Raw genomic sequence first — 13,356 nt, forward strand, 5'->3', positions numbered from 1 at the left:
TGGAGCCTGACGGGCTAAAGGGCAAAGACTGTCAAACGCTCACTCAAATAAGCGCCTGTAACCTTTGCTTACAACTCCCGCGGCGCCGAGGCTCGCTGTCATCGCTGCGGGACTTGTTTACATTCCCACACAGGCCTTAACATAGGCATCACTGCTGTTTTTCCCGAACAAACGGGTGTGCAGCCAATCTGATAAAAATGTCCCCTCGCGGGACACCAAAGAACAAAGAAAAGGAAACAGCATGAGAAAAGTACTCATTGGGGGATTGTGTGCCTCACTCATCGCAGGCCTATCTGCCTGTAATGACAAAACGGCTGAGACCCAGGCTGAAACAGCCAAACAGCCGGAAGTCGCCAAAACCGCAACTGCCGCCGCCGTCAGCCAAGCCCTGGGCTCGGGGATTGAATTTGCCAACTTTGACAAGTCTGTTCGCCCTCAGGATGACTTCTATACCTATGTCAACGGCGGCTGGATCAAGAACACAGAGATCCCGGCAGATCGCACCAGCACAGGCGCATTCTATGACCTCAGGGAAAAATCCCGTGACGATGTCAAAGCCATTATTGAAGAAGTGGCGCAAAGCAAAGATCTCAAGCCCGGCAGCGACGAGCAAAAAGTGGCCGATCTTTACCGCTCCTTTATGGACAGCGATACGCTCAACCAGTTGGGGATCAAGCCACTGGAGAGCGAGCTGGCAATCATAGATGCCATCAAAGACAAGCAAGCACTGGCGGCCTACTTCGGCAAGAGTCAAATTCTCGGTGGCGGCACGCCCATGGCCTTCTATATCGATGTTGATGCCAAGGACTCCAGCCGCTATGCCACCCATATCTGGCAATACGGCCTGAGCCTGCCGGAGAAAGACTATTACTTCAACGGAGGTGAGCGTTTCGTCAACATTCGCAAGGCCTTTGTTGAGCATATCGCCAAGATGTTCACCCTGGCCGGTTTCGCCGAGCCACAACAAAGCGCCGAAGCCATCATGAAGCTGGAAACCGCCATCGCCGCCAAGCATTGGGATGTGGTTGAAAGCCGTGACAGCACCAAGACCTACAACAAGTTTGAGGTCAAAGAACTGTCAACACTGGCGCCGGACATCGACTGGAACGCCTACCTGACAGCGCTTGGCGCCGACAAGCAAGCCGATATCATCATTAATCAGCCCAGCTTTATCGAAGGTCTGAACCAGATAGTCAAAGACACAGATCTGGCGACCTGGAAGACATATATGCGCTGGCAGCTGTTGACCCACTTCGCCTCAGATCTGAGCGAGCTGCTGGATCAGGAAAACTTCGAGTTCTTCGCCAAGACACTCAACGGTCAGCAAGAACAGGAACCTCGTTGGAAGCGCGGTGTAGCCAAGGTCAACAGCCTGCTGGGTGAAGTCGTGGGTAAAGTATACGTCAAGCGCCACTTCGCCCCTGAAGCGAAGGAGCGGATGGAGCATCTGGTGGAAAACCTGCGCGGTGCCTACGCCGACAGCATAGATGAACTGGAGTGGATGGGCGCAGACACCAAAGTCGCCGCCAAGGAAAAACTGGCCAAGTTCAACCCGAAAATCGGCTATCCCGACAAGTGGGAAGACTACAGCAAGCTGACTATCAAGGCTGACGACCTGGTCGGTAACGAGATCCGCGCCGGTGAAGTGGAACATCAGAAGCAACTGGCCAAGTTGGGCAGCCCCATAGACAAGGGCGAATGGCACATGACGCCACAAACCGTCAACGCCTACTACAACCCGACCATGAACGAAATCGTGTTCCCGGCCGCCATCTTGCAGCCACCTTTCTTTAATATGGCTGCCGACGATGCCGTCAACTATGGTGGTATAGGTGCGGTTATCGGCCATGAGATGGGTCACGGCTTTGACGATCAGGGTGCCAAGTTCGACGGCGAAGGCAATATGCGCGACTGGTGGACCGAGCAGGATCTGAAAGAGTTTGCCGCCCGCGGTAAGGCGCTAATCGCCCAGTATGACGGCTACTATGTGTTTGACGACCTGCACGTTAACGGCAGTCTGACCCTGGGTGAAAACATCGGCGATCTCTCTGGTGTCACCATAGCCTACAAGGCCTACAAAAAATCCTTGGCGGGCAAAGAGGCTCCGGTAATCGATGGTCTGAGCGGTGATGAACGCTTCTTCCTCGGCTTCGCTCAAATCTGGCGCGCCAAGATCAAAGAGGAAGCCATGCGCAACCGAGTGGCCACAGATCCTCATTCACCGGCCAAGTTCCGCGCCATAGGTTCACTGTCCAATATGCCGCAGTTCTACAGCACATTTGACGTGAAGCCAGGTGACGGCATGTATATTGAACCGGCCCAGCGCGTGAAAATCTGGTAATTTTACGCTTGCTCAGAAAGGCGCCTCAAGGCGCCTTTCTTTTTAGATGAATAAAGTTTCATTTGAGGTTCAGCAAGGGTTCAGAGCCAAGTGCTACATTGGAGTCAAAGCCACTTAGAAGTCATTCTGGATGCGAGGCCCCATGACCCGATTATTCCGCACTTTCCTGGTTTTCCTGTTACTGCTTTCGGCGCGCACCGCCTACGCTCAGCCTTCAGAATATGAAGCTGAACTGAGAGAAGACAGCAGTTACAGCCTGCGCCAAAACTCGGCCATCCCATTCAATGCCCTCAAGAAACAAAGCTTCAGCGCCCCAAGGCAGCCCGTTTCCAGCCTCAATGCCCTCTATCAGCAGGCTCCTTTGGCACAAAATGAATTGCACAGTCTCCTGTCACAGGTAGCCAATCAGAGCGAGACCGAGCTGCAACTGGCCAAGGTGAAAGAGCGTCAGCGGGCCGAAGCCAAGGTGGCGCACAAGCTGAATAACAACCCCGCCGCCCTGACAGATCTGGTGCGAGCCACCCTGATAGCCGACAACCTTGATGACCTGCAGCTGGCCTTTGACACCCTGAATCATCAGGCCAATGTACTGCAGGTCAAAGACAGGTTTGCCCAGCCCAAGGCCTCCGGTTATCGGGATATCAACCTGCTGCTGCAGCTGCCGAAAAGTGGCCTGATTGCCGAAGTCCAGTTGCACTTAAGGGAGATTGCCGCCATCAAAAACGGCGCCGAGCACCAAGTCTATGAAGAGGTGCAGGCGATGGAACGCAAGGCTGCCCGCGAGCAAAGGCCGCTGAGCGAGCTGGAACTGGCCCGGATCCAGAAGCTGCGCCAGGAATCACACAAGCTGTACCACAAGGCCTGGTTGGGTTATAAACGCCAACAAACCCAGACTCTTGGCATAGAAAATACCATAGTCGCCTGACAAAGCTTGTCAGCGGCCAACAAGCCGCTATACTCCAGCGCATTGACCCTCGGCCAAAGCGTAAAATCATGCATGAAATCATAGAGCAACTGCAGGAACTGTCAGAGCAGGTTCCCGTACCGCTGGATCTGCCCGGCTTTGACGATCTGGTGGATATCGAAGAGCAGATACTCATCCCTCTGCCTTCGGAGCTGAAAGAATATCTGCTGCATGCCAGTGATGTTATCTATGGCAGCCTGGAGCCGGTGACCGCTGCCGATCCCCACTCCCACACCTATCTGCCAGAAGTGACCTCCTATGCCTGGTCGCTGGGAATGCCCAGAGATCTGATTGCCATTTGCCAAACCGGTGATGACTTTTACTGCATAGATCAGGAAGGTGTGGTCTACTTCTGGAACCAGGACGGCCTGGATGAAGAAGATTGCTGGGAGTCATTCTGGCAATGGGTCGAAGACGTCTGGCTGCAAAGCTGACACAGGCCGGCATGCCCAGGGCGCCCCGCCATCAGACACATAGAAAAAACAGGAAGCATTATGTCCAAACAATATCCGCTCAACGCCATCGAGTTTCAGTGCCTGCGCCAATCTCTTGGCTTGGGTACCGCCCAGGCCGCCGAGTTGCTGAAAGTCGATGAAGCCGAGTTGCTCTCCTGGGAAACGGGCGAGGCGCAGGTAAGCGAACTGGCCCAGAAAAAACTGCTGGAAATCGATGATATTATCGAGATGCAGGTGCTGAACACCTGTGACGGTATCGAGGCCATGTTCAAGAAAGAACCCAAGCGCCGTTTGGCCTTTGTGGTTTATCCCACCCAGGCGATTTACACCCAGTACAACCCTGAGTTTTTAAGCTCGTTGCCACTCACTGAGCTGTACAACACCGCTGCCTGGCGGATCAAGAAAGAGTGCAAACTGGTGCTGGAAGTGGATATCAGCCTGGTGCCATTGGATGTGGAATCCTACAAGGCCTTTAGAGAGCAGCAAGGCGGGTTGGGTGAGAGCCGCGAAAGCCGCGCCAAGTGGGCGGCCGCGCAGCTCTGAAATATCACGGCCCTGAAATACCGCGGCTTTGAAACCAGAGTTTGAATTAATCAGTTAAATTGGCGCTGGCTTTGTCCAGCGCCTTTTTCATTGCCGGACGCAGGTTAAGCCTGTCTCGGTAAGCCGCCAGTTTTGGCGGGATCTGCTGCTCAAAAATGGTGGCCCAGTTCAGGGTATGGGCCAGCAGTATATCGGCCACAGTCAATTCATCACCGAGCAAAAATGGGCTATCTGGCAGCCACTGCTCGGCAATGGCCGCGGCCTTGTTGAACTCCCATACGGCAGTGGCTTGAATCGCCGCCACCCGATGCTCCTCCGGCAAGGCAAACCTGTGCTTGCCCATGGTCCATAACGGCTGCTCCAACTCGGTTATCACAAAGCTCAACCATTGATGATGATGCCCGGAGGCTGCCGTGCCTGGCTTGGGCAACAGACGCCCCTCACCGTAACGCTCGGCCAGATAGAGCATAATGGCCGCCGATTCGGTCAATACCAGACCGTCATCCTCGAGCACAGGGATTTTGCCGCAGGGATTAAGCGCCAGGAACTCAGGAGTGCGGTTCTGCTGCTTGGCCATATCAACAAAGTGAAACTCCCAGGGCAGTTCCAGCTCTTCCAACAACCAGGAAACCCGCAGCGCCCTGCTTCGCGGCGTGCCATAGAGTCGAATCATATTACTTTCCTTAAATTGCCCTGTCGCCATAAGCAATGGCTAACGCAGGTATGGTGGCAGAAAAGGCGCCCGCAGGCGCCGTGATGATAAGGTCAACAACAACAAGATACTCCCACTGCCTCAAGCTTGTCACTCTGTCCTTATTTCTCGGCTCTTATGTCTCACCTCTTATCTCAACTCTCCAGCATCCGGCCCTTGTCAGTTTGCCATCAAGGGCCGGGTGCCTGCCTCAGAAGTTAAGACTGACTTTGGTGTAGATGAAACGGCCTCTGGGGTTATGCACAGACATCACATAGCCATAGAGATCCGCATCGCCATCGCCTATGGCAAACGGCGGCTCTTCATCCAACAGGTTATTGACCCCGAGCGTCCACTTGAACATCTCGTTGAAACGGTAGGAAGCCTGCAAGTCCACCAGGAACTGGGCATCCACCATACGTGACTTGTTCTCGGTAAAGTCGAGGGCGCCGTCGAAGTTGATGTCCGGCGTATCCTCAAATTCGCCTATGTAGCTGACATTGAGGTTGGCGGCAAAGTCGCCCATGGTCCAGTTAGTGCTGGCCAGCCAGCGGTACTGGGGATACTCATACTCGCCGGTATAATCCAGGCCGTCCTTTTCAAACTTGTCCAGATAGCTCCACTCAAGACCAAACTTGAGATCGCCATAGCTGTCCAGTTCCAGGCCGTAGTGAGCCGAGATATCCAGGCCCTGAGCCTCCTGGGAGCTTAAGTTAACAAAGCTTGAGTGAATCACATCAAGCACCCCGAGCGGCTCGCCACCGGCGGGGGGCAGACGCACACAGATAGCACTGTTTTGATCATTACAGTTGGCGGCATAGATATCGCCCAGAGGCTGCTCGTCTATCTTGTTGTCCTGGGTGATGTTCCAGATATCGAAGCCGATATCGAACTTCTGGCTCGGCGCCCAGATCATGCCTATGTTCCAGGTTTCCGACTCCTCGGCGTCCAGATCCGGGTTACCGGCAAATACCGTGTTGTAATCCAGCACCTCACAGTCGGCCTCTGAGATACCCTGAGCGGCGCAGGCATAGGTATCTTTAAAGAAGTTACTCTTTTCCGAAGGGCCCAGGCCTATCTGGGCCAGCGATGGTGCCCGGAACCCCTGGGCCCAGGAGGCGCGCATGCTCAAGTCTTCCGTCATGCCCCAATGGAACGCCACCTTGGGATTGGTGGTGGAGCCAAAGTCGCTGTAATGATCGTAGCGCCCCGCCAGTTGCAGCTCGAAGCTGTCGGTCACCGGAATGGAAAACTCCAGGTAGGCGGCATACTGATCGCGCTCGGCCGCGGCGGAAACCGCTTCAGTCCCGAAGATAAGCCCGCGCTGGAACTGCTCATCGGGCACATCGCTAACATCCTCTTCTCGATATTCCATCCCGGCGGCCAGCATGATATCCCTGTCTGCCAGGGTAAAGGCATGCCCCGAAATGCTGGCATCATAGGCGGTAATATGTGACTTGCCCTGACGCACCAGACTGGTGGTAATGGCATCTATCACTTCGGGTGAGTTGATGGTGCCGCCAAAGGGGTTGTAGTTGCCGAGATTGATTTGCTCCTGCAGATAGTCCACCCGCACCCAGCCCTGGCTGCGATCCCCTGTCTGGGTCGACTCACTGCGCCCCTTTTGGGCCGAGACTTCCCAGTCCCATTCCTTGAAGCTGCCGCGCAGACCGGCCACCAATCTCAAGCTGTCGGACTCGATATCCCAGCGGCGGGGACCGGCATCCACTGTGCGGAAGCGGCCTATGTCAATGTCCTGACCAAAAGGATTGTTGGGATGTGAACCGGGAACCGTCAAACCTGCGGTTTCATCCAGCGGTGTGGCGGCGCCACCGGCCTTGGAGGTATTGTGCTGAGCCGCCAGCTCCAAAAAGGCGGTCAGGGAGTCACTAAGGTGATACTCAAACTGACCTATGGCGCCTATGCGCTCGGCCTCGGGGATCACCAAGTTATAGGGGCCATAATCGAACAGGCAGCTGCCGCTCGATGTGGCGGAATCGGCCGGACAAGCCGGATCTATGGTCTTGACACCATTGACATAGAAATACCCCGGAAAACCCCGGGAAGAACGGAAATCCTCCCCGCCCCAGGGCGACTGATTGGCAGTACCAAACTGCCCCATCTCATCGGCGCTCAGGGTCGAGTTGCTGAAATAATCCAGGATCACAGACGCGCTGCCCTTGTCACTCATGGTGCCCCACACCAGACTGGCGGTCTTTTCGTTGTAATTGGGGCCATCTGTGGCGCCATAGCCGAGATTGACTTCAATGCCTTCAATGTTTTTCCTCAGCACTATGTTGACCACCCCGGCGATGGCATCCGAGCCATAGATGGCCGAGGCGCCGTCCTTGAGTATATCTATCCGCTCAATGGCTGATACGGGAATGCTGTTGATATCGACAAAAGAATTGCTGACCCCTTCGGCAAAGGCACTGATGGAAACCCGGCGACCATTGATCAGCACCAGGGTCGCATCCGGCCCCATACCACGCAGGCTGATAGCGGCGGCACCGTTGGCGGTAGAGTCCTGGCTGTTACCGCGGGTGGAGAAAGTGCCGGCCCCGGCCGCCGGCATCCTTTCCAGTAACTGTTGCAGGTTGTCATAGCCCATGTTGGCAATATCTTCTTTGCCTATGGATTGAATGGGCGATGGGCCTTCCATGTCGGTACGTTTGATCCGCGAGCCTGTGACTTCGATGCGCTCCACAGACTCCTCGGCCGCGAAGGATTCACCGGCAGAGGTCAAGGCAAGTGCCACGGCGCAGGCACTCAGAGTGAGGTGAGGTCTGTTCATAATCATCCCTAATTTCTTCAGTTGTTTTTTGGAAAAACAACCACGACTACAAACTTCCGTGTTGTCATATTTTTATAACATTTACCAATTCAACTTAACTCTTTAATATCTAAAGTCAATGCCTCTAACTGGGGGTAAATTTGATTTTACTGATATAGGAAGTCGTCATGTCCACAGCCGCCGCGCCACTGCTTCAGGCCCGCTTTGCCGATAATCTCGCCAACATGAGCGCCGAGCTGACCAAACGTAAGCTAGTAGTGCGCCGCGGCCTGCTGACTCGCACCGAAAATACTGTGCCCTTGGATAAAATCACCGACATAGCGCTTATTCAGGGACCATTGATGCGCCTGTTCGGTCTGAAGAAACTCAAGGTGGAAACCGCCGGACAATCCGGCAATGACGCCCTGATAAGCCTGGTTGGCATAGTCGATGCCGACGGATTTCGCGCCGCTGTGCTGGCACAAAAAGAGCATTTGGATCACAAGGAGCCAAGCTCAAATGGACATGACAGCAACCATGAGCAGCTGATGTTACTCAGGGAGATCCGCTCCTCGCTGGTCAATATCGAATCCTTACTGGCCCGGGAAAAGAGCGCGCCATGAATGACACCATGCTGAATCGAAAAGGTTTTTCTTTCACTCACCTTAGGCACTTAATGGCCGCCATGGGCCCGGGCGTTCTGGTGGCCGCAGCGGCCATAGGCGCCTCTCATCTGGTGGCTTCAACCCGCGCAGGCGCCGAATTTGGCTGGCAGTTGGCCTGGCTGGTGGTGCTGGTCAATCTGCTCAAATATCCCTTCTTTGCCGCCGGAGCCAGATACACGGCGGCGACCGGCGAGAGTCTGCTTGAGGGCTATCTCAGGCAAGGAAAAGGCTATCTGTGGCTGTTCAGCCTGCTCAATCTTGTTGCCGCCATAGCCAGCACCGCCGGGGTCAGCATGCTGAGTGCCGCCATGCTGACTCAGTTTGTACCGCTCGGCATAGATATTCTGTCTTTTATCGTGCTCTGCGCCAGTTTGCTGCTGTTGCTGCTTGGGCGCTATAGCCTGCTTGATCGCATGACCAAAGTTGTGATGGCGCTGTTGACCCTGGGCACTCTGACCGCCGCTGCCATGATGCTGGGGGTGGAGTCTGTGCTGGACAAAGACTTCGTCTCCCCCTCTCCCTGGCAATGGGCCTATCTTGGGTTTTTGATCGCCATGATGGGCTGGATGCCGGCACCGATTGAAGTCAGCGCCTGGAACTCACTGTGGCTGCTGGAGAAACAGCGCATCAATCAACAGCAAGCCGCTCTGAGCGCTGCCCAGGCCAGATTAGATTTCGATATCGGCTATTGGCTCACCGCCCTGCTGGCACTGGTGTTTCTCAGCCTGGGTGCCGGTGTCATGCATGGCTCGGGAGCCTCCTTTGCCGACTCGGGAGCCCAGTTTGCCGGGCAGTTGATCTCCCTCTACGCCAGCGTGCTCGGGGAGTGGAGCCGTATGCTTATCGCCTTGGTGGCGTTGCTGTGTATTTTCTCCACCACTGTCACTGTGCTCGATGGTTACAGCCGCACCCTGGATGCCGGTTGGCGCCTGCTGCTTGAGCGCCGCCCCAGCGGTAAACGCCTGGCTGGGATCATGCTGGTTATGTCGCTGCTGGCCTTGCTGCTAATCCTGTTCTTCAAGGGTGCCTTGCTATCACTGTTGGAATTGGTGATGATCCAGGCCTTTATGACCACCTGCATCTTTGCCTGGTTGAATCTACGGCTGATGAGTTCCAAAACCCTGCCGACTGAGGCCCGTTACGGCAGGGGCATGCAACTTTGGGGCTGGCTGGGACTCGGTTACCTGTTTGGCTTTGCGTTGCTGTTTATCTATTGGTATTGCTACATCAAATAAGGAAGTTGCATGAACTCCTCACCGCTGGCGCAGCCGCGCTTTTTAGGGCTAAAGCTCTCATCGACAGTCAAAGGCATGAGCATGGCCTGCCTACTGGGATTCACTCTTAGCCTAAGCGCTGCGCCGAGATCCGAACAAGAGCCGGCACCGGGCAAGGGTTCGGCGCCATCTGTCTGCCACAGCCAAGAGCTGACACGACAGCTGCAGCTGATAATCAAGCAAAACCCCCTGCCCTTCAGCGGCGTAATCGAGTTGAGGCAAGGTAAAAAGACACTGCTGAGCCATGCGGCCGGAGAAAGCCAGGGCAAACCCATCACCTCTGATAGCCAATTTGTGCTGGGTTCACTGTCAAAGCAAGTGTTTGCCGTCTTGGTGATGCGGGCGATAGAAAGAGGCGATTTCAAGCTCAATGACAGCGCCGCTGCCCTGCTTGGCAAAGAGGCCGAACTGGATCCGGCCATCACAGTTGCCATGTTGCTGAGCCACACATCCGGCATAGGCATCCAAGGACAAGCCTTGCTGTTCACCCCTGGCAGCGATTTTAAATACAGCAATGACAATTATTGGCTGCTGGCCGAGATCCTCAAGCGTGAAGGCAGCAGCAGTACCCAATTGCTGCAGCGCTTCTTTGATGCCGAGGGGCTTGAGCTCAAGGCCCGCACCGGCAGTATTGAAAGTATCCAGGAACAGTTACCCAATCTGGCGATAGGAAGAACCGAGACTGACAGCGGCTTTGAAAGTGTGGCCGAGCAGTTGACCCTCACAGATAAGCTGCTGGCCAGCGGCGCCCTTATTGGCTCCGCCTCCGCCTTTGCCGATTTTCAGCAGGCCCTGCATCAGGGGCAACTGCTTAGCCGTGGCGGCTATTTGCAGTTGCTGGCGCCGAGAGGCAAACGCCCCCATCGTTGGGGCGAGCTGAATTATGCCGCCGGAATACAACTGAGCCCTGAATTGCCCCTGGAGTTCAGCCACAGTGGTTACATAGCGGGTTATATCAGCACTGCGATTTATTATCCGGACTCGGGCTTCAATCTGGTGGTACTGGAAAACACCTCTTGGTCACTCAAAGATATAGGCCGGGTGTTCGCCCTTCACGACAAGCTGCGACAGGCGGTGCGCGAAACGGCCGCGAACTGTCCACTGGAAAAAGCGGCAAATCTGCCCGGCTTTTAGGTATAATGCCGCAATATTGCGGAGCCTCCGCGCCTAACGCACCTAAGTCAATCGCCAGACAGTGTTAAAACTAAGCCGGGAGTCAAACCGGCCCAGGGACATTCATGACCAACAACGATATTCTGCGCCGCTTGCGCTTTGTCTTTAATTTCAACGACTCCAAGGTATTGCGTCTCTACGCTAAAATGAAGCGTGAAATGAGTGAAGCTGAGCTGGCCGGCCTGCTCAAGAAAGAAGATGAAGAAGGGTTCCGTCCCTGTGACGATCGCACCCTGTGCCAATTTCTCGATGCCGTGATCATCGACAAACGCGGCTTGCGTCCCGGCAGTGGCATTCCGCAGCCGCAGCCCAGCCTGAACAACAACATCATCTTCAAGAAACTCAGAATCGCCTTGGAACTGAAAGAAGAAGATATTATTGCCATTCTTGAACTGGCCAACTTCCGCATCGGCAAGGCTGAGCTGAGCGCCCTGTTCCGCAATCCTGAGCACAAGCATTACCGCTACTGTGGTGATCAGTTGATGCGTAACTTTATCAAAGGCTTGTCACTTAAATACCGCGGTAAGTAAGCCAACAAGCAACAGCTGATATCTCCTTTGGAACCAGGCATCCGCCTGGTTCTTTGTTTTGTGTCGTTCCCCTCTTAGGCTCAGGCCAACCCGGTTTGCCGCGTTTTAAACAAAATTTTTGCTCAAGCCCTCGCCTACAGGCAACAAAGATCACATTTCGTGGTAACCTATGCGGATTTAGATCACAGCCCGTCATCCACAAGCAAAGAACATAAAAGGTTAGCCATGGACGATAATAAACGCCCCTTATATCTGCCTTTTGCCGGTCCGGCTATTCTCGAAGCGCCGTTGATCAACAAAGGTAGTGCATTTACCGAGGAAGAGCGTATTTTCTTCAACCTCGAAGGCCTGGTGCCCTACGTGATTGAAACGATCGAAGAGCAGGCCTCACGTGCCTACGATCAGTTCAAGAACTTCAGCAATGATCTGGACAAGCATATCTATCTGCGCAACATCCAGGACACCAACGAGACCCTCTTCTATCGTCTGGTTCAGAACCACATCACAGAGATGATGCCTATCATCTACACCCCAACTGTCGGGTTGGCCTGTGAACGCTTCTCCAAAGACTACCGCCGTAACCGCGGCCTGTTTATTTCCTATCCGAATAAGGATCGCATCGACGACATCCTCAACAACTCCACCCGTCACAAGGTGAAGGTAATAGTGGTTACCGACGGTGAGCGTATTTTGGGGCTGGGCGATCAGGGGATCGGCGGCATGGGTATCCCGATTGGAAAGCTGTCGCTCTACACCAGCTGCGGCGGCATCAGCCCGGCTTACACTCTGCCCATTACCCTGGATGTGGGAACAGATAACCCGCATCTGCTGGAAGATCCCATGTATATGGGTTGGCGCCACCAGCGCATAGGCGGCGAAGAATATCTGGAATTTATTGAAGCCTTTATGCAGGCAGTTCATCGCCGTTGGCCCGAGGCCTTGATCCAGTTCGAAGACTTCGCCCAGAAAAACGCCATGCCGCTGCTGGAGCGTTACAAAGATAAATACTGCTGTTTCAATGATGACATTCAGGGAACCGCCGCCATCACAGTTGGCTCACTGCTCGCTGCCTGTAAGGCCGCAGGCACTCACTTGAGCCAGCAAAGGGTTGCCTTCCTCGGCGCCGGTAGCGCGGGCTGCGGCATCGCCGAAGCGATTATTGCGCAGATGGTTTCCGAAGGGATCAGTGATGAGCAGGCCAGACGTCAGGTATTTATGGTCGATCGCTGGGGACTGTTGCAGGACAATATGCCCAACCTGTTGCCATTCCAACAGAAACTGGCGCAAAAGCGCGAAGAGCTGCAGCAATGGAGCAATTTCGGTGACAACATCTCATTACTGGATGTGGTCAACAACGGCAAGCCGACTGTGCTTATCGGGGTTTCCGGCGCCCCAGGGCTGTTCAGCGAGGAGATCATCCGCGCCATGCACAGCCACTGCCCAAGACCGATAGTGTTCCCGCTGTCCAACCCCACCAGCCGAGTTGAAGCTACGCCCAAGGATATTCTGCATTGGACCAATGGCCAGGCGCTGGTTGCCACCGGCAGCCCCTTTGAGCCTGTGGTCATAGACAACCAAACCTATGAAATCGCCCAGTGCAACAACAGCTATATCTTCCCCGGCATAGGCCTTGGAGTATTGGCCAGTGGTGCCAAGCGGGTCTCTGATGAGATGCTGATGGCCTCCAGCCGCGCTCTGGCAGAATGCTCGCCGCTGGCACTCAACGGCAGTGGTTCCCTGCTGCCTAAACTGGAAGAGATCCAGAAGGTCAGCAAGCACATCGCCTTTGCTGTCGGCAAGGTCGCCATCGAGCAAGGCCACGCATTGCCGACTTCCGATGAAATGTTACAACAGGCTATCGAGAGTAATTTCTGGCAGCCTGAGTATCGCCGCTACAAGCGTACTTCCTTCTAAGAGCGTCCGCCCATAAAAAACCGGCATTAAAAA

11 protein-coding genes are annotated in these 13,356 nt (G+C 54.7%); 9 read left to right on the plus strand and 2 right to left on the minus strand.

Going from position 1 to position 13,356, the window contains the following annotated elements:
- Window positions 1-241 precede the first annotated feature (241 nt).
- The 4 genes from ACSHSR_RS17075 (at window position 242) to ACSHSR_RS17090 (ending at window position 4,303) form a co-directional block, all read left to right on the plus strand.
- On the plus strand, window positions 242-2,341 hold the full coding sequence (locus ACSHSR_RS17075) for a M13 family metallopeptidase (RefSeq protein ID WP_479630975.1): 2,100 nt from the start codon (window positions 242-244) through the stop codon (window positions 2,339-2,341).
- 142 nt (window positions 2,342-2,483) lie between these two features.
- Complete coding sequence (locus ACSHSR_RS17080) at window positions 2,484-3,266, plus strand: RelA/SpoT domain-containing protein (RefSeq protein ID WP_208143038.1); 783 nt, start codon at window positions 2,484-2,486, stop codon at window positions 3,264-3,266.
- A 68-nt stretch (window positions 3,267-3,334) separates the two neighbouring features.
- Window positions 3,335-3,739: an SMI1/KNR4 family protein gene (locus ACSHSR_RS17085; RefSeq protein ID WP_025888807.1), complete on the plus strand. Its 405-nt coding sequence runs from the start codon at window positions 3,335-3,337 to the stop codon at window positions 3,737-3,739.
- Window positions 3,740-3,799: 60 nt separating this feature from the next.
- Window positions 3,800-4,303, plus strand: a complete 504-nt coding sequence (locus ACSHSR_RS17090) for a DUF4447 family protein (protein WP_025888809.1) — start codon at window positions 3,800-3,802, stop codon at window positions 4,301-4,303.
- 46 nt (window positions 4,304-4,349) lie between these two features.
- Here the strand turns inward: ACSHSR_RS17090 and ACSHSR_RS17095 are convergent, their stop codons facing one another.
- Entirely contained in the window at window positions 4,350-4,976 is a 627-nt protein-coding gene (locus ACSHSR_RS17095; protein WP_071237056.1) for a glutathione S-transferase family protein, read from the minus strand.
- A 229-nt stretch (window positions 4,977-5,205) separates the two neighbouring features.
- On the minus strand, window positions 5,206-7,788 hold the full coding sequence (locus tag ACSHSR_RS17100) for a TonB-dependent receptor (protein WP_093982217.1): 2,583 nt from the start codon (window positions 7,786-7,788) through the stop codon (window positions 5,206-5,208).
- 167 nt (window positions 7,789-7,955) lie between these two features.
- Here ACSHSR_RS17100 and ACSHSR_RS17105 point away from each other — a divergent pair, with 167 nt between their 5' ends.
- The 5 genes from ACSHSR_RS17105 to ACSHSR_RS17125 all read left to right on the plus strand — a co-directional run bounded on the left by ACSHSR_RS17105 (window position 7,956) and on the right by ACSHSR_RS17125 (window position 13,323).
- Window positions 7,956-8,390 carry a PH domain-containing protein gene (locus ACSHSR_RS17105; RefSeq protein WP_071237057.1) on the plus strand — a complete coding sequence of 145 codons (435 nt, stop codon included), beginning with the start codon at window positions 7,956-7,958 and terminating at the stop codon, window positions 8,388-8,390.
- A gap of 8 nt (window positions 8,391-8,398) precedes the next feature.
- Entirely contained in the window at window positions 8,399-9,667 is a 1,269-nt protein-coding gene (locus ACSHSR_RS17110; RefSeq protein ID WP_101059437.1) for an Nramp family divalent metal transporter, read from the plus strand.
- Between the two features lie 9 nt (window positions 9,668-9,676).
- Entirely contained in the window at window positions 9,677-10,840 is a 1,164-nt protein-coding gene (locus ACSHSR_RS17115; protein ID WP_208145471.1) for a serine hydrolase domain-containing protein, read from the plus strand.
- A gap of 104 nt (window positions 10,841-10,944) precedes the next feature.
- On the plus strand, window positions 10,945-11,409 hold the full coding sequence (locus tag ACSHSR_RS17120; protein WP_107110559.1) for a YehS family protein: 465 nt from the start codon (window positions 10,945-10,947) through the stop codon (window positions 11,407-11,409).
- A gap of 225 nt (window positions 11,410-11,634) precedes the next feature.
- Complete coding sequence (locus ACSHSR_RS17125) at window positions 11,635-13,323, plus strand: NAD-dependent malic enzyme (RefSeq protein WP_287590136.1); 1,689 nt, start codon at window positions 11,635-11,637, stop codon at window positions 13,321-13,323.
- Window positions 13,324-13,356: the final 33 nt, after the last annotated feature.

The organism is Shewanella sp. VK101 (genome assembly GCF_056497865.1).